Annotated in this window: 20 protein-coding genes; 10 read left to right on the top strand and 10 right to left on the bottom strand. The window is 69.4% G+C overall.

Annotation, left to right across the window (positions count from 1 at the left end; all coding sequences use genetic code 11):
- The first annotated feature begins 27 nt into the window (after positions 1–27).
- Positions 28–843, top strand: coding sequence for an enoyl-ACP reductase FabI (locus tag AC1DMQ_RS15355; RefSeq protein ID WP_477034420.1), 816 nt, complete (start codon positions 28–30; stop codon positions 841–843).
- A gap of 55 nt (positions 844–898) precedes the next feature.
- Here the strand turns inward: AC1DMQ_RS15355 and AC1DMQ_RS15350 are convergent, their stop codons facing one another.
- The 3 genes from AC1DMQ_RS15350 to AC1DMQ_RS15340 are packed head-to-tail and all read right to left on the bottom strand — an operon-like array spanning position 899 to position 4,238.
- Positions 899–1,507, bottom strand: coding sequence for a TetR/AcrR family transcriptional regulator (locus AC1DMQ_RS15350; protein WP_477034419.1), 609 nt, complete (start codon positions 1,505–1,507; stop codon positions 899–901).
- 1 nt (position 1,508) lies between these two features.
- The gene (locus AC1DMQ_RS15345) at positions 1,509–3,107 is read right to left on the bottom strand and encodes a DHA2 family efflux MFS transporter permease subunit (protein ID WP_477034418.1); all 1,599 of its coding nucleotides are present in this window, start codon (positions 3,105–3,107) and stop codon (positions 1,509–1,511) included.
- Between the two features lie 24 nt (positions 3,108–3,131).
- On the bottom strand, positions 3,132–4,238 hold the full coding sequence (locus tag AC1DMQ_RS15340; protein ID WP_477034417.1) for an HlyD family secretion protein: 1,107 nt from the start codon (positions 4,236–4,238) through the stop codon (positions 3,132–3,134).
- A 312-nt stretch (positions 4,239–4,550) separates the two neighbouring features.
- On the opposite strand from AC1DMQ_RS15340, the gene AC1DMQ_RS15335 reads away from it, so the two are divergent.
- A complete protein-coding gene (locus tag AC1DMQ_RS15335; RefSeq protein ID WP_477034416.1) occupies positions 4,551–4,682 on the top strand; it encodes a hypothetical protein in 132 nt (43 codons plus the stop codon).
- A gap of 33 nt (positions 4,683–4,715) precedes the next feature.
- Here the strand turns inward: AC1DMQ_RS15335 and dut are convergent, their stop codons facing one another.
- Together dut and coaBC are read right to left on the bottom strand one after the other, a co-directional pair.
- Positions 4,716–5,174: a dUTP diphosphatase gene (gene dut / locus AC1DMQ_RS15330; protein ID WP_477034415.1), complete on the bottom strand. Its 459-nt coding sequence runs from the start codon at positions 5,172–5,174 to the stop codon at positions 4,716–4,718.
- The gene (coaBC, locus tag AC1DMQ_RS15325) at positions 5,171–6,379 is read right to left on the bottom strand and encodes a bifunctional phosphopantothenoylcysteine decarboxylase/phosphopantothenate--cysteine ligase CoaBC (RefSeq protein WP_477034414.1); all 1,209 of its coding nucleotides are present in this window, start codon (positions 6,377–6,379) and stop codon (positions 5,171–5,173) included. Before coaBC ends, dut begins: the two co-directional genes overlap by 4 nt.
- Positions 6,380–6,532: 153 nt before the next feature.
- Between coaBC and AC1DMQ_RS15320 the strand changes: the two genes are divergently transcribed.
- Complete coding sequence (locus AC1DMQ_RS15320; protein ID WP_477034413.1) at positions 6,533–7,102, top strand: hypothetical protein; 570 nt, start codon at positions 6,533–6,535, stop codon at positions 7,100–7,102.
- A gap of 297 nt (positions 7,103–7,399) precedes the next feature.
- Here the strand turns inward: AC1DMQ_RS15320 and ubiB are convergent, their stop codons facing one another.
- A complete protein-coding gene (ubiB, locus tag AC1DMQ_RS15315) occupies positions 7,400–8,902 on the bottom strand; it encodes a 2-polyprenylphenol 6-hydroxylase (RefSeq protein WP_477034412.1) in 1,503 nt (500 codons plus the stop codon).
- 210 nt (positions 8,903–9,112) lie between these two features.
- Between ubiB and AC1DMQ_RS15310 the strand changes: the two genes are divergently transcribed.
- Positions 9,113–9,793, top strand: a complete 681-nt coding sequence (locus AC1DMQ_RS15310; RefSeq protein ID WP_477034411.1) for a sulfotransferase family 2 domain-containing protein — start codon at positions 9,113–9,115, stop codon at positions 9,791–9,793.
- A gap of 25 nt (positions 9,794–9,818) precedes the next feature.
- Here AC1DMQ_RS15310 and AC1DMQ_RS15305 read toward each other — a convergent pair whose 3' ends face one another.
- Positions 9,819–10,577, bottom strand: coding sequence for a class I SAM-dependent methyltransferase (locus tag AC1DMQ_RS15305; protein WP_477034410.1), 759 nt, complete (start codon positions 10,575–10,577; stop codon positions 9,819–9,821).
- 175 nt (positions 10,578–10,752) lie between these two features.
- Between AC1DMQ_RS15305 and mutM the strand changes: the two genes are divergently transcribed.
- A complete protein-coding gene (gene mutM / locus AC1DMQ_RS15300) occupies positions 10,753–11,616 on the top strand; it encodes a bifunctional DNA-formamidopyrimidine glycosylase/DNA-(apurinic or apyrimidinic site) lyase (protein ID WP_477034409.1) in 864 nt (287 codons plus the stop codon).
- Between the two features lie 38 nt (positions 11,617–11,654).
- Here mutM and AC1DMQ_RS15295 read toward each other — a convergent pair whose 3' ends face one another.
- On the bottom strand, positions 11,655–12,134 hold the full coding sequence (locus AC1DMQ_RS15295) for an AtaL-like protein (RefSeq protein WP_477034408.1): 480 nt from the start codon (positions 12,132–12,134) through the stop codon (positions 11,655–11,657).
- Positions 12,135–12,138: 4 nt separating this feature from the next.
- Positions 12,139–13,017, bottom strand: coding sequence for an SDR family oxidoreductase (locus AC1DMQ_RS15290; protein WP_477034407.1), 879 nt, complete (start codon positions 13,015–13,017; stop codon positions 12,139–12,141).
- A gap of 100 nt (positions 13,018–13,117) precedes the next feature.
- On the opposite strand from AC1DMQ_RS15290, the gene AC1DMQ_RS15285 reads away from it, so the two are divergent.
- From AC1DMQ_RS15285 to dnaA, 4 genes are all read left to right on the top strand, one after another.
- Complete coding sequence (locus AC1DMQ_RS15285) at positions 13,118–14,011, top strand: LysR family transcriptional regulator (protein WP_477034406.1); 894 nt, start codon at positions 13,118–13,120, stop codon at positions 14,009–14,011.
- A 90-nt stretch (positions 14,012–14,101) separates the two neighbouring features.
- Positions 14,102–14,890 (top strand): enoyl-CoA hydratase, encoded by a 789-nt coding sequence (locus AC1DMQ_RS15280; protein ID WP_477034405.1) that lies wholly within the window; start codon positions 14,102–14,104, stop codon positions 14,888–14,890.
- Positions 14,891–15,040: 150 nt separating this feature from the next.
- Positions 15,041–15,316, top strand: a complete 276-nt coding sequence (gene rpsT, locus AC1DMQ_RS15275; protein ID WP_007664810.1) for a 30S ribosomal protein S20 — start codon at positions 15,041–15,043, stop codon at positions 15,314–15,316.
- A 417-nt stretch (positions 15,317–15,733) separates the two neighbouring features.
- Positions 15,734–17,215, top strand: a complete 1,482-nt coding sequence (gene dnaA / locus AC1DMQ_RS15270) for a chromosomal replication initiator protein DnaA (RefSeq protein ID WP_477034404.1) — start codon at positions 15,734–15,736, stop codon at positions 17,213–17,215.
- A 157-nt stretch (positions 17,216–17,372) separates the two neighbouring features.
- On the opposite strand, the gene AC1DMQ_RS15265 is transcribed toward dnaA, so the two are convergent.
- Positions 17,373–18,008 carry an alpha-ketoglutarate-dependent dioxygenase AlkB gene (locus AC1DMQ_RS15265; protein ID WP_477034403.1) on the bottom strand — a complete coding sequence of 212 codons (636 nt, stop codon included), beginning with the start codon at positions 18,006–18,008 and terminating at the stop codon, positions 17,373–17,375.
- A 128-nt stretch (positions 18,009–18,136) separates the two neighbouring features.
- Between AC1DMQ_RS15265 and AC1DMQ_RS15260 the strand changes: the two genes are divergently transcribed.
- On the top strand, positions 18,137–20,749 hold the full coding sequence (locus AC1DMQ_RS15260; RefSeq protein WP_477034402.1) for a M1 family metallopeptidase: 2,613 nt from the start codon (positions 18,137–18,139) through the stop codon (positions 20,747–20,749).
- Positions 20,750–20,987 lie beyond the last annotated feature (238 nt).

Here is a 20,987-nt window from a genome sequence, read left to right as displayed (position 1 = left end):
GCTCAAGGATTCCAGGAGAGCCAAGCCATGGCCGACGATTACGCATTCCCCAAGGGCGAGCTGATGCGAGGCAAGAAGGGCCTCGTCATGGGCGTCGCGAACCATAATTCGATCGCCTGGGGCATCGCTTCGCAGCTCGCCGCCCAGGGCGCCGAGATGATCTTCACCTACCAGGGCGAAGCGCTCGAGCGCCGCGTGCGGCCGCTGGCCGAGAGCATCGGCGTCACCACCCTGGTCCCGGCCGACGTCACCGACGACGCCTCGATGGACGCGGCCTTCAAGGCAATTGAAGAGAAGTTTGGCGCGATCGACTTCGTGGTCCACTCGGTGGCCTTCGCCAACAAGGACGAGCTGAAGGGCTCGTTCGTCGACAACACCACCCGTGACGGCTTCCTGCTGGCCATGAACATCTCGGCCTTCAGCTTCGTGGACGTCGCCAAGCGCGCCGCGAAGATCATGCCGAACGGCGGCTCGCTGATCACCATGACCTATCTGGGGTCGGAGCGGACCATCCCGAACTACAACACCATGGGCGTGGCCAAGGCCGCCCTGGAAGCGGCGACCCGCTACATCGCCCGCGACCTGGGCCCCAAGGGCATCCGCTGCAACGCCATCTCGGCCGGCGCCATGCGCACCCTGGCCCTGGCCGGCATCGCCGGCGGCCGCGGCATGATCGCCCAGGGCCGGGCGTTCAGCGCCATGAAGGAAGACACCTCGATGGAGGGCGTGGCCGGCGCGGCTCTTTGGCTGGTATCGGACCTGGGTCGCTCGACCACCGGCGAGGTCGTCCACGTCGACGCGGGCTTCCACATGATGGGCATGCCCGACGAAGCCGAAGCCTAGGGCTCGGCGGCATCGCGAAGAAGACAGGGCCCTCGCCATGCGGCGGGGGCCTTTTCTATGGGGCGTAGGCGCGCATGAAGCGCTCGGCGGCCTCGCGCGCGAGACGGCGGTACTCTTCCGGCGTCTTGTCGGACGGCAGGCGCAGCAGCGAGCGCATCTGGCTCTGGCCCATGACCATGCCGGAGAACAGTTCCGCGGCCTGGTCGAAGTCCTCGACCTTCATGCGGCCCAGCTCGGTCTCGGCCTTCAGGAAGGCGGCCAGCTGACGACGGGCGCTCAGGGGGCCGGCCTCGTAGACCTCCTGGGCGACATCGGGCATCTCGCCCGCGCCCAGCATGATCACCCGCATCATCGAATAGCTCTTGTTGGTGATCAGGGTCTCCAGCAGCGAGAGCGCGTAGGCCTCCAGGGTCTGCGTCGGATTGTCGACGGCGCCGGGATCGCGCAGCGGGGCGGTGATGGATTCCACCCGCCGCTGCATCAGGGCCCGCATCAGTTCGGCCTTGGAGCCGTAGTGGTTGTAGACGGTCTGCTTGGAGACGCCCGCCCGCTTGGCGATCGCCTCCATCGGCGCGCCCAGGCCGCGCTGGCCGATCACCTCGACGGCGGCGTCGAGGATGGCTTCGGTCTTGGCGACATCGATCTGGCCAGCGACTCTAGGCATGTCAGTGCGCGTCCGAAGGGGGAGGAGGAGCGTTCCTGGCCGGCTTGGCCAGCAGCGAGACGGCGGCGGCTATGAAGCAGCCATAGGCCAGCAGGGTGAAGCTGTCGCCGAAGGCCAGCACCGTGGCCTGCTGGCTCAACATGCCGCTGATCGCCTTGCGCGCCGCGCCGTCCGGATCGGCCACGCCCAGCTGCTGCATGCGCGCGGCGAGGCCGGTCATCATGCTGGCGATCCGGGCGTCGCCCTGACCCATCTCGTCCGACAGGCCCATATAGTACAGCGCCGTCTGGTTGGTGATCGCCGTGGCCAGCAGGGCCAGGCCGATCGCGCCGCCGGTGTTGCGGGCCAGGTTCACCAGGCCCGAGGCGTTCTTGACCATGTGCTGGGGCAGGGTGCTCATCGTCACCTGCTGGGTGGCGATCATGGCGATCATCACCCCCACGCCCCGGCAAGCCTGGACCCCGGCGAACTCCCAGAAGCCCCAGTCCTTGGTCACGCCATGGGCCATGTACATGCCCCAGCCCGCCAGCAGGAAGCCGATGAACATCGGGATGCGCGGGTCCATCTGGCGCACCAGGCGGCCGGCGATCGGTCCGGTGGCGAACATCGACAGGCCCGAGACCACCATGGTGGTGCCGACTTCCGAGGCCGAATAGTGCCGCACCCGGCCCAGGAACTGCGGCAGCAGGAAGGTGCCGCCGAACAGGCTGGCCCCCGACACGGCCGTCATCATCACGCCGATGCTGAAGTTGCGGTTGGCGAAGGCCCGCAGCTCGACGATCGGGTTGCGATAGCTCAGCGAGCGCCAGACGAAGACCACGCCGGTGACGACGGCCGTCACGGTCAGGGCCAGGATGCCGCTGTCCTCGAACCAGCCGTCCTTGGAGCCTTCCTCCAGCACGAACTGCATGCTCATCAGGAAGATGGCCATGACCGCCAGGCCGAACCAGTCGAAGCCCTTGGCCAGGCTGGGGTCGCCCTTGTCGAACTGGCCCCAGCGGGCCACGCCGAACAGCACGACCAGGCCGGTCGGCACGTTGATGAAGAACAGCCAACGCCAGCTGAGCCACTCGGTCAGGTGGCCGCCCAGGGTGGGGCCGACCGTCGGGGCCAGGGTGACGATCAGGCCCATGATCACGCTGGCCGTCACCCGCCGCTCGGGCGGGAAGGCGGTGAAGGCCACGGCGAACACCGTCGGGATCATCGCCCCGCCGATGAAGCCCTGCAGGGCCCGGGTGATGATCATCATGTCGATCGACGAGGACAGGCCCGTCAGCACGCTCATGACGATGAAGCCGGTGCACGACATCAGGTAGACGCGCTGCGTCCCCCACAGCCGCGACAGATATCCCGACAGCGGGATCATCACGACCTCGGGGATCAGGTAGGCGGTCTGGATCCAGCTGACCTGGTCGGCGCTGGCGCCCACCCCGGCCTGGATCTGCGGCAGCGAAGCCGCCACGATCTGGATGTCGAGGATGGCCATGAACTGGCCGATGACCATGGCCCCGAAGCCGAGCATCAGCCGGCCCCAGTCGATCTCCTGGGCCGGCGCGGCCGGCTTGGGCGCGGCCTGGGCGGGGAGGGCGGCGTCGGTCATGACCGGGCTCCTGGCCTGACGCGCCTAGCGCGCCACGCCGCGCTGGGCCAGTTGCGGCGCGTTCGGCTGGCCGGCCTCGGCGAACGAGGGGCCCGATCGGTCGCGCACGTCGACCTTGACGTCGACCGACAGGCCGGGGCGCAGGGCCGAGCCCAATTCCGACTTCTCGACGACGATCTTCACCGGCAGGCGCTGGGTGATCTTGGTGAAGTTGCCCACGGCGTTCTCGACCGGGATGAGGGCGAACTCCTGGCCGGTGGCCGGGGCGAAGCTGTCCAGCTTGCCGTGGATCACGCTCTTGCCGAAGGCGTCGGCCTTGATCTCGACCGGCTGGCCCACGCGCAGGCGGGCGACCTGGGTCTCCTTGAAATTGGCGACGATATAGCCCTGGCCGACCGGAACGATCGACATCAGGGCCACGCCCGGCGAGACCAGCTGGCCGGGGCGCACGGCGCGGGCCCCGACCACGCCGGAGGCGGGCGCGCGGATCACGGTGCGGTCCAAGTCGATGCGGGCCTGCTCGACGGCGGCGCGGGCGGCGGCGGCCTGGGCCACGGTCTGGGCGCGGGCCGAGCCCAGCGACTCCGCCGTGCGGCGTTCGGCTTCCAGGGCGGCTTGAGCGCTCTGCACGGCGGCGGCCGACTGGGCGGCGCTGGCTTGAGTGGTCTGGACCTTCTGGGTGGACACCCAGCCCTGCTTGGCCAGGGCGTCGTAACGCACCAGGTCGGCCTTGGCGCGGCCTTGGTCGGCCTGGGCGCTGGCGACGCCGGCGGCGCGCTGGGCGATCATCGCCTGTTCGAGGGCGGCCTTGTCGTCGACGCCCTTGATGGCGGCTTCCAGGGCCTGGGCGTTGGCGATGGCCTGGTCCAGCTTGGCCTGCAGGGGTGCGGGGTCGATGCGCGCGACCACCTGGCCGGCCTCGACCCGCTGGTTGTCGGCCACCAGCACCTCGGCGACATAGCCCGAGACCTGCGGACTGACCTGCACGGTGTCGGCCTGGACGAAGGCGTTGTCGGTGGTCTCGTAGCGCTGCTTGTCGACGAACCACAGTCCGCCCCCGACGACCAGCGCCACGACGGCCACGCCGCCGACGATCAGGGGAACAAGCTTCTTGTTGGACGCGGCGGCCATGGACGTGACGATCCTGAAAACAACCCGATGGACCGGGGCGATATATCGGACCTACGTCCCGGGCAAGGGATAAATGGACGCACCCGTCCAAAAATCAACCGGGTCTGGAGCGAAAGCTCAAGCCTGCGTCGTCACGTCGCGCGAACGGTGTGATCCGGCGCGTTCGCATAGCGCCGGAGCGTGTCTTCAGCGCACTTTCTCGCTGCGGGCGAATCACCCATTAATCTTCGAGCGTCGGCAACCGGGGGAGCTGTGCGCGCGTATTTCCAAGGACGGAGCTGTTCGTTCCGTGCTGTCGCCCAGGAAGCGCCCATGAACGCCCCGATGAACGCCCGAAGCGGCCCGCTCTCGATGTTCCGCCCCGTCCTGTGGCTGGCGGCCGCCGCCTTCGCGGCGGGGTTCGGCGGCTATCTGGCGATGTCGCCCGCCCTGCACGGGGGCTGAGAACGCGGCGGCTGGTCGCCGCCGCTCCAGAGTTTAGCGCCCGCCGGTCGAGCCGAAGCCGCCCGCGCCGCGCGCCGTCTCGTCCAGGCTGGTCGTCAGGCCCCACGAAGCCTGGACCACGGGCGCGATCACCAGCTGGGCGATGCGATCGCCCCGGCGGATCGTGAAGTCCTCTTCCCCCAGATTGATCAGGATCACCTTCACCTCGCCGCGATAGTCGCTGTCGATGGTGCCGGGGGTGTTCAGGCAGGTGACGCCGGCCTTGGCGGCCAGGCCCGAGCGCGGCCGCACCTGGGCCTCGAAGCCCAGCGGCACGGCGAAGGCCAGGCCCGTGGGGACCATGAAGCGCGCGCCCGGCTTCAGCACCAGCGGCGCGTCCTCGTCCACCGCGGCCCGCAGGTCCATGCCGGCCGCGCCGTTGGTCTCATAGGCGGGCAGGGGCAGGCCCTCGGCGTGGGCCAGTTGGACGACGGGGATGTGCGGGGTGGTCATGAAAGGCTCGTTTCCAGGGATTGGGCTATGCGTTGGGCGAGGTCGTGGGCCACGGAATTCTTGGCGGCCCGCGTCCAGCGTTCGGTCTTGTCCTTGGAGATCAGCAGGACGGCGTTCTCGTCGCCGCCCATCACCCCGGGCTCGGTGACGTCGTTGGCGATGATCCAGTCGCAGCCCTTGCGCGCCAGCTTGGCGCGGGCGTGCATCTCGACATCGTTGGTCTCGGCCGCGAAGCCGATCACCAGCTTCGGGCGCTTCGGTCCGGAGGCCGAAAGCGTCGCCAGGATGTCGGGGTTCTCGACGAAGGTCAGGGCGGGCGGGCCGCCCTTGTCCTTCTTCAGCTTGACGCCGAACACCTCGTCGATGCGCCAGTCGGCGACAGCGGCCACGAACACCCCGACATCGGCGGGCAGGGCGGCCTGGCAGGCGGCCAGCATGTCGCGCGCGGTCTCGACGTCGACGCGGTCGACGCCCAGCGGGGTGGGCAGGGCCACGGGGCCGCTGACCAGCGTCACCCGCGCGCCCAGCTTGGCCAGGGCGCCGGCGATGGCGTAGCCCTGCCGGCCGCTGGAGCGGTTGGTGATGCCGCGCACCGGGTCGATCGGCTCGAAGGTCGGGCCGGCGGTGACCAGGGCGTGTTTGCCGACCAGCGGCCGGGCGGCGGGTCCGGCGAGCGCGGCCATGATCGCCTCGAAGATCACCGGCGGCTCGGCCAGACGTCCGGGGCCGAACTCGCCGCAGGCCATGGCGCCCTCGTCGGGACCGACGAACGTCACGCCGTCGGCCTTCAGGGTCGCCAGGTTGCGCTGGGTCGCCGGGTGCAGCCACATCCGCACGTTCATGGCCGGGGCCATCAGCACCGGCTTGTCGGTGGCCAGCAGGGTCGTGGAGGCCAGGTCGCCGGCCAGGCCGTGGGCGGCCTTGGCGATCAGGTCGGCGGTCGCCGGCGCCACCACCACCAGGTCGGCCGAGCGCGACAGCTCGATATGGCCCATCTCGGCCTCGTCGGTCAGCGAGAACAGCTCGCTATAGACCTTGTCCTCGGCGAGGGCGGAAAGGGAGAGGGGAGTGACGAACTCGGCGCCCGACTTGGTCAGGATCGGCCGCACGCCGACGCCGGCCTTGCGCAGCAGCCGCGTCAGTTCCAGCGCCTTGTAGGCGGCGATGCCGCCGCCCACGATCAGAAGAACCCGCTTCTCGGTCATGTCATCGGCCTCCGGCGCGTCTCGCCTCCAGGCGCATAGAGCGACGCGCGCTCCAGCGTAAGCCCCTTCGCGCAAAAACCTTAACAGGGACTCGACATCCGTTCTTTCTTCGTTCTTAATCGTAAAAGTAGAGGAAACACCTGGAGATCGATCATGACGGTACGGTGCGCGTCCTGGCTTTCCGCGTTCGCGATTGTCGCCGTGGCCTTGAGCGTCGGGGCCTGCGACGGCGGCGCTTCAGCGGTGAAGGCGCCCAAGGCCGGCGACGTCGCTTCGGCGGCCGAGCCGGCGTCCGATCGCGACGCGCCGTCCTATGACAGCGCGCCCACCCGGCCCGACCCGCGCGACGCGCCGGTGCGCAAGGTGGCGGGCAAGCCGATGTGGGCGGCCAACCGCACGCGCACGGCCGAGGAGAACGCCCAGCGGGGCTTCGAGCGCTACGGCGCCGAGTTCGCCGCCGCCGATGTCGATGACTATGTCCGCAAGACCCACGCCTTCGTCGGCCACCCGCCGGCCGGCGCCGAAACCCTGAAGCGCGCCAATGGCGACACCCTGATCTACGACCCCAAGGACAACGTCTTCGCGGTGGTCACCAAGACGGGGGCGCCGCGCACCATGTTCAAGCCCGACGACGGCGCGGTCTATTGGGCGACGCAGAAGGCGGGCCAGGGTCGGCGAACCACCGCGTCCCGCGATCGGACCTCCGTCGCCGGCGACAGCTAAGCCGCCGTTCCAGCGCGCCCAGGGGGAGGCGCCGAAGGGAAGGCGAGCGGCCCCACCGCGCCCTCCCTTCGTTTCCCGGCTCGCCTGGCGGGCGACCGGGACCCAGGGGGGCGGACCACGCCGCTCCCCTGGACTTGATGAAGACCAGAGCGTGTCCGAACCCCTCTCCCGGAGGGGAGAGGGAGGGGCCCGCGCGAAGCGTGGGAGGGTGAGGGGTGAAGGCGTTTGCCGGCGCGCCGGCAGAGCGCCCGCTTGAGCAGTGGCCGCGAGCAAGCGTCGAGAACGGGGCGCGGGCTCCTAAACCAGCCAAGCGCCCGTGGCGAAGGCCAGGCCCGCCACCGCCGCGCCGGCCAGGAACCACAGCAGCGGCCGGGCAGGGCGCTGCTCGACCACGACGGCCGGAACGGTCGGCGTCTCGGCCAGGCGGGCCAGGGCGCGGATCGCCCGCACGGCCTCGTCGGCGAAGTCGCGGACCTTGGCGGTCGGCGACAGCTCGCGGGCGATCCAGCGGCGCACCACCGGGTCGGCGGCGGCCCACAGGTCGTGGGTCGGGTCGATGCGGCGGGCCACGCCCTCGACCGTGACCATGGTCTTCTGCAGCAGCACCAGTTCCGGGCGCAGGGCCATGTCGAACAGGGCGGTGATCTCGAACAGCTGGGCCAAGAGCTTGCCCATCGAGACGCCTTGGGCGTCGCGGCCGAACACCGGCTCGCCCACCGCCCGCAGGGCCTGGGCGAAGGCGTCGCGATCCTGGTGGGCGGGCACGTAGCCGGCGTCGAAATGCACCGCCGCCACGCGCGGATAGTCGCGATTGAGGAAGCCGTACAGGATCTCGGCCAGGTACTTGCGCTCGGCTTGGCCCAGGCGGCCCAGGATGCCGTAGTCGACCGCCACGATCGAGGCCGGGGCGCTGACGAACAGGTTGCCTTCGTGCAGGTCGGCGTGGAACAGCCCGTGGTCCAGGGCCTGGGCCAGGAAGCCGCGCGTCACGGCCTCGGCCAGGGCCTTACGGTCCAGACCCGGCTGCTCCAGGGCGGCGGGGTCCGACAGGGCCAGGCCCGTGGCCCAGGTCAGGGTCAGGAACCGCTTGCCGACCCCGTCCCACACGACCTGCGGCGCGCGCATGTAGGGGTCCAGCTTCATGGCCTCGCCCAACTCGGCGCAGCCGGCGGCCTCGAAGCGCAGGTCCAGCTCCAGGTCCAGGGCCCGGATCACCACCTCGACGAACTCGCGCGGCCGCAGGCGGCGGGCGGCGGGAACCAGACGCTCGGCCAGGTCGGCGGCCAGGCGCAGGGCGGCGCTGTCACGGGCGACCTGGCGCTCGATGCCCGGCCGCAGGACCTTCACCGCCACCCGGGTCCCGTCCAGCAAGGTCGCCGAATGGGCCTGGGCCAGCGAGGCGGCGGCGATCGAGGTCTCGAAACTGGCGTAGAGCGTGTCGAGCGGCCGGCCAAGGCCGCGCTCGATCTCGGCCTTGGCGATCTCCAGCGGGAAGGCGGGCAGGCGATCCTTCAGGTGCGACAGGTCCTCGGCGAACTGGCTTCCGAAGATGTCGGCCCGGGTCGACAGGAACTGGCCCATCTTGATCGCGGCGGGACCCTCGTGCTCCAGCACCCGCGCCAGGCGCTCGCCGGGCCGGCCCTTGCACGCGGCGCCGCCGGCGAACAGCCGCAGGGCGCGACCCGCCCAGAGCGCCGACGGCGGAAGGACCGGCTCCAGCTCGCGCGGAACCAGGGCGTCGGCCCGGACCAGGGCCCAGCCGGCGGCGATCAGGCGCAGAAGGGCGGCGACGCGGCTCATGCGGCGACGAACGGGAAGGCGCCGGGCGCGAGGTCGAAGCGGGAGGGCTCTGTCATGCTCAGGCCTCAAAGCCCGCTCCGGGCCTTCCGGTCAAGGGCGGAACACCAAAGGCGGGTTGCGAAGAGGCGCGGCGCGCGCCAAACGTTCGAGGCGGTCAGGCGCGATGTGGGGGCTTGACGGGTGTGCTCAGTACGCAGGATTTCATCGCCAATGACCTATGCCGTTTTCCTTCATGTGCCCAAGACCGCCGGCATGAGCCTGCACGACACCTTGCGACGCCAGGTGGGCGACGAGGCCGTGAGCCCGTCCGTCAACGCCTCGGTCATGACCCAGGCCGAGGCTGACGCGCTGGCGCACTACGACGTCGTCGTCGGGCATATCAGCGTGACCGACGCCCGGCGGTTCTTTCCCGGCGCGGCGCTGCTGACCGTCCTGCGCGACCCGATCGAACGCTCGCTGTCCTGGTACTATTACGCGCGCAACTTCCCTTGGGCGCCGCATGAGGACGTGGCGGCCGCCCAGGCCCATCCGGTCGAGGAATTCTTCGACCTGCCCACGGACGTGGTCTTCGAGAACATCCACAACCGCCAGGTCCGCCAGCTGGGCGACCACGTCTACAACTACACGGTCGACCTGGACCAGGCCCTGGAAAACGCCAAGGCGACCCTGGACGCCTGCGCCTGGGTGGGGCGGCAGGAAACGCTGGACGCGGACCTGGCGCGGCTGGCCGACGTCCTGCCGGCGGTGAAGGGCGCGAGCCTGGACCAGCTGAACGTCACGACGACAAGGCCGAGCGATCGCGCGATCAGCCCATCCCTGCGCGAGTCGATCATGCGCCACAACGCCTTCGACCAGCGGCTCTACGACTACGCCGCGAGCATCGCGCCCTGAATTCCGGGCGCCGCGGGATACGGCGCTACAGCGCCCAGCCCTGGTGCATCGCCGCGACGCCGCCGGTGAAGTTGGTGATCGTCACCCGCTTGAAGCCGGCGTTCTCCATCATCCCCGCGAAGGTCTTCTGGTCGGGGAAGCGGCGGATGCTCTCGACCAGGTACTGGTAGGCGTCGCGATCCTTGGCCAGCCACTCGCCGAACTGCGGGATCAGCTTGAAGGAATAGGCGTCGTAGGCCTTGGACAGGGCCTCGGTCACCGGCTTGGAGAATTCCAGGCAGATGAAGCGGCCGCCGGGCTTCAGCACCCGGCGCGCCTCGCGCAGGGCCGCGTCGATGTCGGTGACGTTGCGGATGCCGAACGAGATCACATAGGCGTCGGCATAGGCGTCGGGCAGCGGCAGGCGCTGGGCGTCGCCGACCGTCCAGGTGATCTCCGGCGCGCCGCCCTTCTCGATCCCCGCGCCGATCATCTCGGCGTTGTAGTCGATGATGTTGATCACGGCGTCCGGCCCGCCGCGCCGCTCCTGCGCTGAACGAGCAAGCTTGGCGAAGCGGCGGGCCATGTCGCCGGTGCCGCCGGCGCAGTCGATGATGATCTCGCCCGGCTGGGGGTTGAGGCGCGCGGCGACCGCGTCCTTCCAGAGCCGGTGCACGCCGCCGCTCATCACGTCGTTCATCAGGTCGTAGTTCTTGGCGACCCGGTCGAACACGCCGCGCACCAGGCCGGCCTTGGCCGAGGCGTCGACGTCCTTGAATCCGAAGGTGGCGGAGGCCTTGGTCATGTCATTGCTCGAATTTGGCGCTCGAAATCGTCCGGGGCCAGCCCGTGGCGCCCGATGGGGTATGGGGCTCTTATAACCGCCCGTGCTTGTCCGTCACCGGTTTTGCGTGTCCCGCTCTAGGAACGGCGCGCGGTATGCCCGATATCTGGCGACCCGCCATCCTCCGAGGTCCGCCTTGCCCGAATTGCCTGAAGTCGAGACCGTGCGCCGCGGCCTGGAGCCGGTGCTGAGCGGCGCGCGCCTGGCCCGCGTGCGCGCCAACCGTCCCGACCTGCGCTTCCCCCTGCCCGACGGCTTCGTCCAGCGGCTGACGGGCGCGAAGATCCTGCGGCTGGACCGCCGGGCCAAGTACCTGCTGGCCCCGCTCGACCGCGGCGACACCCTGGTGATGCACCTGGGCATGACCGGGCGTTTCGAGATCGCCGCTCCGGAGGGCTCGACGAGGCCCGGCGACTTCGCCCGCGAAGTCACGCCCGACGACAAGCACGCCCACGTGGTCTTCGAGACCGAACCCGGCGCCGTCGTCACCTATTACGACCCGCGCCGGTTCGGCTTCATGGACCTGATCGCCACCGACCGCCTCGACCGCCACCCCTGGTTCGCGACCATGGGGCCGGAGCCGCTCAGCGACGCCTTCGACGCCAAGACCCTGGTCGCGGGGTTCAACGGTCGCAAGCAGGGGCCCAAGACCCTGCTGCTGGACCAGAAGACCGTCGCGGGCCTGGGCAACATCTATGTGTGCGAGGCCCTGCACCGGGCCCACATCTCGCCGTTCAAGCCGGCGGGGATGATCGCCGGCAAGCGGCTGGGGCCCCTGACCACGGCGATTAAGGACGTGCTGGCCGAGGCCGTCGAGGTGGGCGGCTCGTCCCTGAAGGACTTCGCCGCGGCCGACGGGGCCCTGGGCTACTTCCAGCACCGCTTCCGGGTCTACGACCGCGAAGGCCAGCCCTGCCCCACGCCCGGCTGCAAGGGCGTGATCGCCCGCGAGGTCCAGGCCGGCCGCTCGACCTTCTTCTGCCCGGTCTGCCAGGTCTAGGCGGGACCGCCTCCAGGGAGACGGTCCCTCACCTGGGCTCAGGCCTGGAGCTGGCCCGCCGCGAGCAGTTCGCGGGTGCGCTTCAGCGTCGACAGCAGCGCGGCCCGGTAGCCCGTGTCGCCGTCGAACTGCGCCTGTTCTGCCTGCTCCTCCGGACCGTTCGGCGTTTTGTCGCGCAGGCCGAGATAGCAGTAGAAGCGCAGCTGCAGCGCCCCGGCCTCGTCCTCGAAGAGTTCGTTGACGATGGCGCCTTCGCGCGGTCCCGCGGCTTGGAAGAAGGTGACCTTGCTCCGCGGTTCCAAAACGACGATCTCCCGCAGGTCGACGCCGCCGATCGTGGCGTCACGGACGAAATGGCTCGCGCTTTCCTCGACGACGTCGCAGCGGGTGCAGAGGCCAGGCGGCAGGAACAGCCGGGCGTCGCGGGCCTTGAGCTCCAGGCCCGCCCACGCCTGCGCGCGGGTCAGCCTGGTCTCGCCTTCCGGATTCACCGGGATGGTGGCGGTCGAATAAATCATGGCCTCAGTCCTTGGCGGCGGTCGCGGCGATCTGGGCCGCGAACTCGCGATAGGTGTGCAGCGGGCGGCCCAGGATCTTGGTCAGACGCTCGACGTCGCCGGCCTCGGGGAGCATGCCGTCGCCGACGAAGCGCTCGGCCATCAGACGCATCTCATAGGCCATCCACTTGGGCATGAAGTTGGCCAGGTTCCGCTCGAACCCCGTGGGATCGTCGCCGCCATAGGCGACCGGACGGCCCAGGACGTCGGACCAGATCGTCGCCACGTCCGACCCGGTCAGGGTGTCGGGGCCCACCAGGTTGAGGGTCTCGGTGGGCAGCTTGCCGGGCGCCTGGTCGCGACGGATCAGCTCGATCGCGGCGACCTCGGCGATGTCGCGGGCGTCGACCATGGCCAGGCCCTTGCCGCCGATCGGCATCGGATAGAGGCCGTGGTTCAGGACCACGTCCTTGATCGTCAGTTCGTTGTCGATGAAGTAGGCCGGGCGCAGGATCGTGGCGGAAAAGCCCATCTGCTGGATCATCCGCTCGGCGCCCGACTTCACCGCGAAGTGCGGCACGTTCACGAAGCGGTCGGCGTGGATCACCGACAGGTAGACGACGCGCTCGACGCCGGACTCGCGGGCGATGTTCAGGGCGATCAGCGCCTGGGTGAATTCGTCGGCCGCCACGGCGTTGAGTAGGAACAGCGTGCGCACGCCATTGAAGGCGGCGCGCACGGCGTCGACGTCGAGCAGGTCGCCCTGGACGACCTCCACGCCGGCCGGGAAGTCGGCCTTGGCGGGATCGCGGACGAGCACGCGCACGTCGGCGCCGCGCTGGACCAGTTGCTGGACGACGTGGCCGCCGACACGGCCGGTGGCGCCGGTAACGAGGATGGTCATGGGAAAATCTCCGGGGTTCAAGTGACACCCGGCAAATTAGTGATCCACAGTTGGCCCAATAGCCGTTAGATTTGGACACTCCGTCCCACAGGTGGAACACATGGACTGGCTGGCCCTCGCCGATTTCAACCTGGTCGCCCGGCATGGCGGGGTCGGCCGCGCCGCCCGCGCCGCCGGGCGGCCCAAGGCGACCCTGTCGCGCCGGGTCGCGGAGCTCGAGGCCAGCCTCGGCCTGCGCCTGTTCGAGCGGGGCGGGCGAACCCTGAAGCTCACGCAGGAGGGACGGACGCTCCACGAGCGGACATCCGCCCTGCTCACGGAACTCGACGAGACCGCGGCCGGGATCGCGTCCGGCGGAAGCACCCCGCGCGGCTTGCTCCGGGTCAGCGCGCCCTTGCTGTTCTCGCAGATCGCGATGGGGAGGCTGGCCGCCGAGTTCGCCCTGAAACATCCGGAGGTCCGCCTGGAGGTGACGACGGAAGACCGGGCCGTCGACATGGTCGAGGAAGGCTACGACCTGGTGATCCGTGTGAATCCGCATCCCGACGAGACCCTGGTCGGACGGGCCTTCATGCGCGACCGCCTGGTGGTGGTGGCCAGCCCCGACCTTGTCCGGCCCGCGGACGGCTCGGCCGTCCCCGCCGTCGTCCGCGGGACAGGGTCTGGAACCGAGGCCTGGAGGGTGGCGAGCGCGACTGGACGTTCGACCCTGATGGTCGATCCCGTCCTGGGCCTGTCGTCGATGATCATGGTCCGCGATGCGGTCCGGACCGGCGTCGGCGTCGCGCGGCTTCCGGTGTCGCTGGTCAGCCACGACCTGGCGGCGGGTCGCCTGGCCCATTGGGGCGACGTCGACGGGCCGGAAATCCACCTGTGGACGCTCTACCCGTCGCGCCGCCTGCTCAGCGCGCGGGTCTCGGCCTTTCTCGAGCACCTCAAGGCCGCCTTCCCCACCGGCGAACCGCACGAGTTGGCCGCGTTCATCGCGATGTAAGGAACGGCCGAGGCGACGCCCGCTCCCCGGGGGGGCTCCCCAACCTCGCCTGGCCCTCTATAACGGCGGCGCTCAACAGGAGACCCGTCGATGGCCGCGTACCAGACCCTGATCGTCGAGACCCCCGAGGCCGCGCCCGGCGTGACCCTGATCCGGCTGAACCGGCCCGAGGCGCTGAACGCGCTGAACACCGCCTTGCTGACCGAGCTGGGCCAGGCCCTGGCGGCGGCCCAGGCCGATGACGCGATCGGCTGCATCGTGATCACCGGCTCGGCCAAGGCCTTCGCGGCCGGGGCCGACATCAAGGAGATGTCGGACAAGTCCTACGCCCAGATGTTCAAGGACGACTTCTTCGCCGCCGGGGCCCGGGCCATCGAGGGGACCCGCAAGCCGATCATCGCCGCGGTGGCCGGCTACGCCCTGGGCGGCGGCTGCGAGCTGGCGATGATGTGCGACTTCATCCTGGCCGCCGACACGGCCAAGTTCGGCCAGCCCGAGATCAATCTCGGCGTCGCCCCCGGCATCGGCGGCACCCAGCGTCTGACGCGCCTGGTGGGCAAGTCCAAGGCCATGGACATGATCCTGACCGGCCGGATGATGGGCGCCGAGGAGGCCGAGCGCGCGGGCCTGGCGTCGCGGATCTTCCCGGCCGACACCTTGGTCGACGAGGCCCTGTCGGTGGCGGCCAAGATCGCCGCCCAGTCGCCGCTGGCCACGGCGATGAACAAGGAGCTGGTCAACGCCGCCTACGAGACCACGCTCAGCACGGGCGTGCAGCTGGAACGGCGGTTGTTCCACTCGCTGTTCGCCTTCGACGACCAGAAGGAAGGCATGGCGGCCTTCGTCGAGAAGCGCAAACCGGCGTTCAAGGGGTCGTGAACGGCCGTTTGCCAAGGACGCGGGATGGCGGGAGAGATTCTGGCGCCTCGGTGGATTGACCCCGGGCGGTCGTTCCCGTATATCCGCGCGCTCTTGATTTCTCCTGCTTCGCGGCCGCCCGCGCGGCTGTCCGTTTGAAGGTCCGAACTAATGGCCAATAATCCCGGCGCCAAGAAAGCGATCCGCAAGATCGCTCGTCGCACCGAAGTGAACACCGCTCGCCGCTCGCGCGTGCGCACCTTCCTGCGCAAGTTTGAAGACGCCCTGGCCGCCGGCGACGCCGCCGTCGCCAAGGCCGCTTTCATCGAAGCGCAATCGGAACTGATGCGCGCCGTCTCCAAGGGCGTCGTCCACCCCAACACCGGCTCGCGCAAGGTTTCGCGCCTGGCGGCTCGCTTGAAGAAGCTTGATCAGGCTGCTGCCTAAATCAAGATTCTCGCCGAACGCCGTTCGGCTAGCGAAATCAAAGACTTAGAAAAGCCGGTCGAGGAAACTCGGCCGGCTTTTTCTATTGCCTTTTTTCGAACTCAAGATTGTCCTCAGGACATTCCGGTGGGTGAACGCGGGGCTCCGAAATAGCATTCCCTTGGCGGGCGAGGACGTCTGTCGAGTCAACAGAAATATCCGCCGACGGACGCAAGTTTTCCGTTTGACCGGCGGGGGCCGCTGGCTAGTTTAAGCGTCTCAACGCTCTTCCAGTCCATGGAGATCACTGGCGGCGGTCGAACCCTTGCGTTCGCCGATCAACCCCCTGTGTCTGCTGGACAGAGAAGGCTTGAGGCACGGTCGTGCGCCATGGGGGGCGGCGATCGGGGATGACACGACATATCGAGGCGGTGACCGATGACGACCAAAGGCGGGGTAGTGACCCAAGAGTTTTCGGCTGCGTTCTCGACGGTTGCCTGCGAGCCTGCGGGCGTCGTCTGGGGCAAGGTCTGCACGGTGCTGAAACGCGAGCTGGGCGACGCCGCTTTCGGGTCGTGGATCGCGCCCGCCGTGCTGCGTGAAGGCCAGGCCGGCGATGTGGTGGTGGTGACGCCGACCGGCATCGCGCGCGACTGGATTCGTCGCAGCGCCTGGCGTCGCGTCAGCGAGCTGTGGGCGGCCAACGATCCGACCTCGCGCCGACTGGATCTCAAGTCGCGTCTGGAATTCGAAGCCGCCAACGGCGTTTCGGGCGGCGTGACCGCCGGCCACGACGCCAAGGCCGAACCGATCGAGATCGTGCTGCCGGTGTCCAGCGACGTCCCGGCCCTGGCCCCGACCAACGGCGCCAAGCCCTCGCCCGTCCAGGGTCTGCAGGAACGCTTCACGTTCGACACCTTCGTGCCGGGTCCGGCCAACGAATTCGCCCACGCCGTGGCGCGCCGCGTGGCGAGCTGGGCCGACGGCCACTTCAACCCGGTGCTGTTCCACGGCCCCTACGGCTTCGGCAAGACCCACCTGCTGAACGCCCTGGCCTGGGAGGCCATGCGCCAGGCTCCGACCAAGCGCGTGGTCTATCTGACCGCCGAGCGTTTCCTGTCGACCTTCGTGCGGGCGGTGATGGATCGCCAGACCGCGGCCTTCAAGGAAGAGCTGCGCGGCGCCGACCTGCTGATCATCGACGACGTGCACTTCATCGCCGGCAAGCAGTCGAGCCAGGAAGAGCTGTTCCACACCCTGACCGCCCTCGTCGAGGACGGCCGCCGGGTGGTGTTCTCCTCGGACCGCGCCCCCGCGGCGATGACCGAGATGGACGCCCGCCTGCGCTCGCACCTGTCGGCGGGCCTGGTCTGCGGCCTGGAGCCGGCCGACCGCGCCCTGCGCCTGGGCATCCTGGACCGCAAGCTGCAGGCGCTGTCGCGCCAGCACGGCTTCGAGCCGACCCTGCGCACCGAGGTCCTGCACTTCCTGGCCGACCGCTTCACCGACAGCGTCCGCGAGCTGGAAGGCGCGCTGAACACCCTGTCGGCCCGGGCCGGCGAAGGCGTCTCGCGCCTGACCCTGGACGAGGTCCAGGCGATCCTGCGTCCGCACCTGCGGGCCGGCGAGAAGCGCATCACCATCGACGACATCCAGAAGGCGACGTCCGAGCACTACGGCATGAAACAGGCCGACCTGCTCAGCGAGCGCCGCAACCGCGCCATCGCCCGCCCGCGCCAGGCGGCCATGTGGCTGGCCAAGCAGCTGACCACCCGCTCGCTGCCCGACATCGGCCGGCGCTTCGGCGGCCGCGACCACACCACCGTCCTGCACGCCGTGCGCCGCATCGAGGCCCTGCGCGCCGAGGATCCGGTCCTGAGCCAGGACCTGGAGACGATCACCCGCAAGCTGCGCGGGTAGGGTTTCGGGGTTTTGAGATGATGAAGGGCCGTCCCGATGGGGCGGCCCTTTTTCGTGCGGCGAACACTTGCCCCCTACGGGCCTTCGGCCGTCTTCCCCCAGAGGGGGAAGAGGACGTCCTCCGCCCCCTATGGGGGGCGGACAGACCGCGCAGCGGTCAAGTGGGGGCAAGGGGGTGAGCCGCCGAGGCTCTCCGCAAGGTGATGTTGATCCGCCCTCCCCCCGGCACGAGCCCCGAAGACCCCGGCAAAATCCGGTCAACCCCGTGGAACGCCAGCCGCGCCGGCCCCGACAGGCGGCACACATCCCCCGACGACAGCTTCAGCGACTTCGTCGGGTCCTTGCGCGAGGTTCCGCCGATCCGGAACACCGCGGTGTCGCCCAGCGAGATCGACAGCACCGGAAAGCGCGGATCGGCCTCGTCGCGGTCCTGGTGCAGGCCCATGCGGGCGTCGCCGCGATAGAGGTTGATCAGGGCCGAGTCCGGCGGGGTCTCCGGATCGCCCAGGTCCGCCCAGAGATCGAGCAGGGCCTGGGGCATCTCCGGCCAGGGCTCGCCGGTCCCGGGGTGGCGGTCGGCGTAGCGGTAGCCGGTCTTGTCGCTGGTCCAGCCCAGAGGGCCGAAGCTGGTCATGGCCACGCTCATCGCCTTGCCGTAGGCGGTCTCGTAATTCGCGGGCGGCGCGGTCTCGAAGGCGGCGAGGGTCAGGCGCGTCAAATCGTTCTGGGCCTTGGGGTCCAGCAATCCGGGCCATAGGTCGAAACCTGGCAGAACACTGATCGGTTTAATCATTACGGAGATTTAATGCGCCAGACGCGTTGCGACAGTGTTGGTTTGCGCCCGCCGGACCCTCCGGCCGAACAAATCTTGCAAATCCAGGGCCGTTCATGCGTCGACTTCTCTCTTCCGCGGCTGCCGCCGTGCTCGTTTTTGCCGCCGGTTCCGCCCTGGCCGCGCCAGCCGCCCCCGCCAAGTCCGCGATCACCGCCGCCACCGTCACGACCCAGCTGCCGCGCGGCGTGGTCCCGACCCACTATGATCTGGCCTTCACGCCCGACGCCGACAAGCTGACCTTCACCGCCTCGGTGAAGATCGCCATCGACGTCGCCGCCCCGACCAACACCATCACCCTGCAGGCCGCCGACCTCGAGTTCACCAAGGCCGAGATGGCTGGCGTGGGCGTCGCCAAGATCACCGTCGACGCCGAGGCCCAGACCGCCACCTTCACCTTCGACAAGCCGGTCGCCAAGGGCGCGCACGTCCTGGCCCTCGACTACAGCGGCAAGATCTACAAGCAGGCCGCGGGCCTGTTCGCCCTGGACTACGACACCGACCAGGGCAAGAAGCGCGCGCTCTACACCCAGTTCGAGAACAGCGACGCCCGCCGCTTCATCCCCTCGTGGGACGAGCCGTTCTTCAAGGCCACCTACGACGTCCAGGTGACCGTCCCGACCGGCCAGATGGCCATCGGCAACATGCCGATCGCCAAGACCGAGGACCTCGGCGGCGGCAAGTCCAAGGTGACCTTCGCCACTTCGCCCAAGATGTCGACCTACCTGCTGTTCTTCGGCCTGGGCGACTTCGATCGCGCCACCGCCAAGGTCGGCGACGTCGAGATGGGCGTGATCACCAAGAAGGGCGACCTGGCCAAGGCCGACTTCGCCCTGAAGTCCTCGGGCCCGATCCTGCAGTGGTACAACGACTATTTCGGCGCCCCCTACCCGCTGCCGAAGCTGGATCACATCGCCGCTCCCGGCCAGAGCCAGTTCTTCAGCGCCATGGAGAACTGGGGCGCGATCTTCTACTTCGAATACGCCCTGCTGGACGACCCGGCGATCTCGACCCAGAACGACCGCGAGAACATCTACACCACCGTGGCCCACGAAATGGCCCACCAGTGGTTCGGCGACCTGGTCACCATGTCGTGGTGGGACGACCTCTGGCTCAATGAAGGGTTCGCGTCCTGGATGGAGGGCCGGGCCACCGAGCACTTCCACCCCGAGTGGAACAGCCAGCTGAGCGCCGTCGGCAATCGCGAATACGCCATGGGCCTGGACTCGCTGGCCACCACCCACCCGGTGGTCCAGCACGTCGAGACCGTCGACCAGGCCAGCCAGGCCTTCGACGCCATCACCTACCAGAAGGGCGAGGCGGTCATCCGCATGCTCGAGGCCTATGTCGGCCATGAGGCCTGGCGCACGGGCGTTCGGTCCTACATCAAGGCCAACGCCCACGGCAGCACCCAGACCGACGACCTGTGGCGCGAGGTCGAGAAGGCAGCCGGCAAGCCGATTACCGCCATCGCCCACGACTTCACCCTGCAACCGGGCATCCCGCTGATCACGGTCGACACCGGCGCCTGCGTGGCCGGCAAGACCCCGGTCACCCTGACCCAGGGCGAGTTCAGCCGCGACAAGCCGACCAAGACCCCCCTGGCCTGGCGCGTGCCGGTCTCGGCCCAGGTCGCCGGCTCCAGCAGCGTCGCCAAGACCCTGGTGGTCGGCGGCAAGGGTTCGCTCAGCGTCGACGGCTGCGGCCCGGTGGTCGTCAACGCCGGCCAGGCCGGTTATTTCCGCACCCTCTACACGCCCAAGGCCTTCGCCGGCGTCTCGGCCGGCTTCGCCAAGCTGCCGGCCATCGACCAGCTGGGCGTGATCTCCGACGCCTGGGCCCTGGGCCTGAACGGCCAGCAGGCCGTCACCGACGCCCTGGACCTGGTCATGGCCACCCCGGCCGACGCCGATCCGCAGGTCTGGGGCAAGGTCGCCACCGTCCTGACCACCGTCGACGGCATGTACGACGGCGCGCCGGCCGAGCAGGCCGCGTTCCGCAAGCTGGCCGTCGCCCGCCTGTCGCCGGTGTTCCAGCAAGTGGGCTGGACCGCCAAGGCCGGCGAGACCGGCCCCGTCGCCACCCTGCGCGCCAGCCTGATCGGCGCGCTCAGCACCCTGGGCGATCCGGCGGTGATCGCCGAGGCCAAGCGCCGCTACGCCGCCGACAAGACCGATCCGACCGCCGTGCCCGGCCCGCTGCGCAAGGCGATCCTGGCCTCGGTCGGCCGCCACGCCGACGCGGCCGCCTGGGACGCCCTGCGCGCCCAGGCCAAGGCCGAGAAGACCCCGCTGATCCACGACCAGCTGTACACCCAGCTGGCCTCGGCCGAGGATCCGGCCCTGGCCGCCAAGGCCCTGGACCTGGCCCTGACCGACGAGCCGGGCGAAACCCTGTCGGCCAACATGATCTCGACGGTGGCCAAGCTGCACCCTGACCTGGCCTTCGACTTCGCCGTCGCCCACAAGGACGCGGTGAACGGCAAGGTCGACGCGGCCTCCAGCACCAAGTTCATCCCGGGCCTGGCCAAGGCCTCGGCCGATCCGGCGATGATCGGCAAGGTGACGGCCTACGCCGCCGCCAACCTGCCGGCCGGTTCGCGCGGCGAGGCCGACAAATCGGTGGCCTCGATCACCGACCGCATCAAGTCCCGCAAGGCCGCGTTGCCGCAGATCTCGGCCTGGGTCGCTAAAAAGGGCTGAGGCGAACTTATCCCTAGGCCCGCTCGAAGAGCGGATTCAGCGAACGCGAGTTGAGGCTTTCGGGCCGCTCTCGCCGCCTATCTGACGGAAGGGCCGCGCTTTTTCGAGCGCGGCCTATTTCGTCGCAGGTCACGATTCCCCTTCATTCCATGCGGGATTGGGCTTGCAGGCTGGCGCCCATCCCCCATATCGGGCATCGAAGCGGGGTTGACGGGCTCGTCAACTTCGATTGAACGAA

Source organism: Caulobacter sp. 05L422 (genome assembly GCF_056397765.1).
This window is presented reverse-complemented; position numbering and strand designations above follow the sequence as displayed.

Coding starts and splice junctions, on each gene's coding strand:
- AC1DMQ_RS15355 (WP_477034420.1), top strand. CDS start 28: ATGGCCGACGATTACGCATTCCCCAAGGGCGAGCTGATGCGAGGCAAG.
- AC1DMQ_RS15350 (WP_477034419.1), bottom strand. CDS start 1,507: ATGCCTAGAGTCGCTGGCCAGATCGATGTCGCCAAGACCGAAGCCATC.
- AC1DMQ_RS15345 (WP_477034418.1), bottom strand. CDS start 3,107: ATGACCGACGCCGCCCTCCCCGCCCAGGCCGCGCCCAAGCCGGCCGCG.
- AC1DMQ_RS15340 (WP_477034417.1), bottom strand. CDS start 4,238: ATGGCCGCCGCGTCCAACAAGAAGCTTGTTCCCCTGATCGTCGGCGGC.
- AC1DMQ_RS15335 (WP_477034416.1), top strand. CDS start 4,551: ATGAACGCCCCGATGAACGCCCGAAGCGGCCCGCTCTCGATGTTCCGC.
- dut (WP_477034415.1), bottom strand. CDS start 5,174: ATGACCACCCCGCACATCCCCGTCGTCCAACTGGCCCACGCCGAGGGC.
- coaBC (WP_477034414.1), bottom strand. CDS start 6,379: ATGACCGAGAAGCGGGTTCTTCTGATCGTGGGCGGCGGCATCGCCGCC.
- AC1DMQ_RS15320 (WP_477034413.1), top strand. CDS start 6,533: ATGACGGTACGGTGCGCGTCCTGGCTTTCCGCGTTCGCGATTGTCGCC.
- ubiB (WP_477034412.1), bottom strand. CDS start 8,902: ATGAGCCGCGTCGCCGCCCTTCTGCGCCTGATCGCCGCCGGCTGGGCC.
- AC1DMQ_RS15310 (WP_477034411.1), top strand. CDS start 9,113: ATGACCTATGCCGTTTTCCTTCATGTGCCCAAGACCGCCGGCATGAGC.
- AC1DMQ_RS15305 (WP_477034410.1), bottom strand. CDS start 10,577: ATGACCAAGGCCTCCGCCACCTTCGGATTCAAGGACGTCGACGCCTCG.
- AC1DMQ_RS15295 (WP_477034408.1), bottom strand. CDS start 12,134: ATGATTTATTCGACCGCCACCATCCCGGTGAATCCGGAAGGCGAGACC.
- AC1DMQ_RS15290 (WP_477034407.1), bottom strand. CDS start 13,017: ATGACCATCCTCGTTACCGGCGCCACCGGCCGTGTCGGCGGCCACGTC.
- AC1DMQ_RS15285 (WP_477034406.1), top strand. CDS start 13,118: ATGGACTGGCTGGCCCTCGCCGATTTCAACCTGGTCGCCCGGCATGGC.
- AC1DMQ_RS15280 (WP_477034405.1), top strand. CDS start 14,102: ATGGCCGCGTACCAGACCCTGATCGTCGAGACCCCCGAGGCCGCGCCC.
- rpsT (WP_007664810.1), top strand. CDS start 15,041: ATGGCCAATAATCCCGGCGCCAAGAAAGCGATCCGCAAGATCGCTCGT.
- dnaA (WP_477034404.1), top strand. CDS start 15,734: ATGACGACCAAAGGCGGGGTAGTGACCCAAGAGTTTTCGGCTGCGTTC.
- AC1DMQ_RS15265 (WP_477034403.1), bottom strand. CDS start 18,008: ATGATTAAACCGATCAGTGTTCTGCCAGGTTTCGACCTATGGCCCGGA.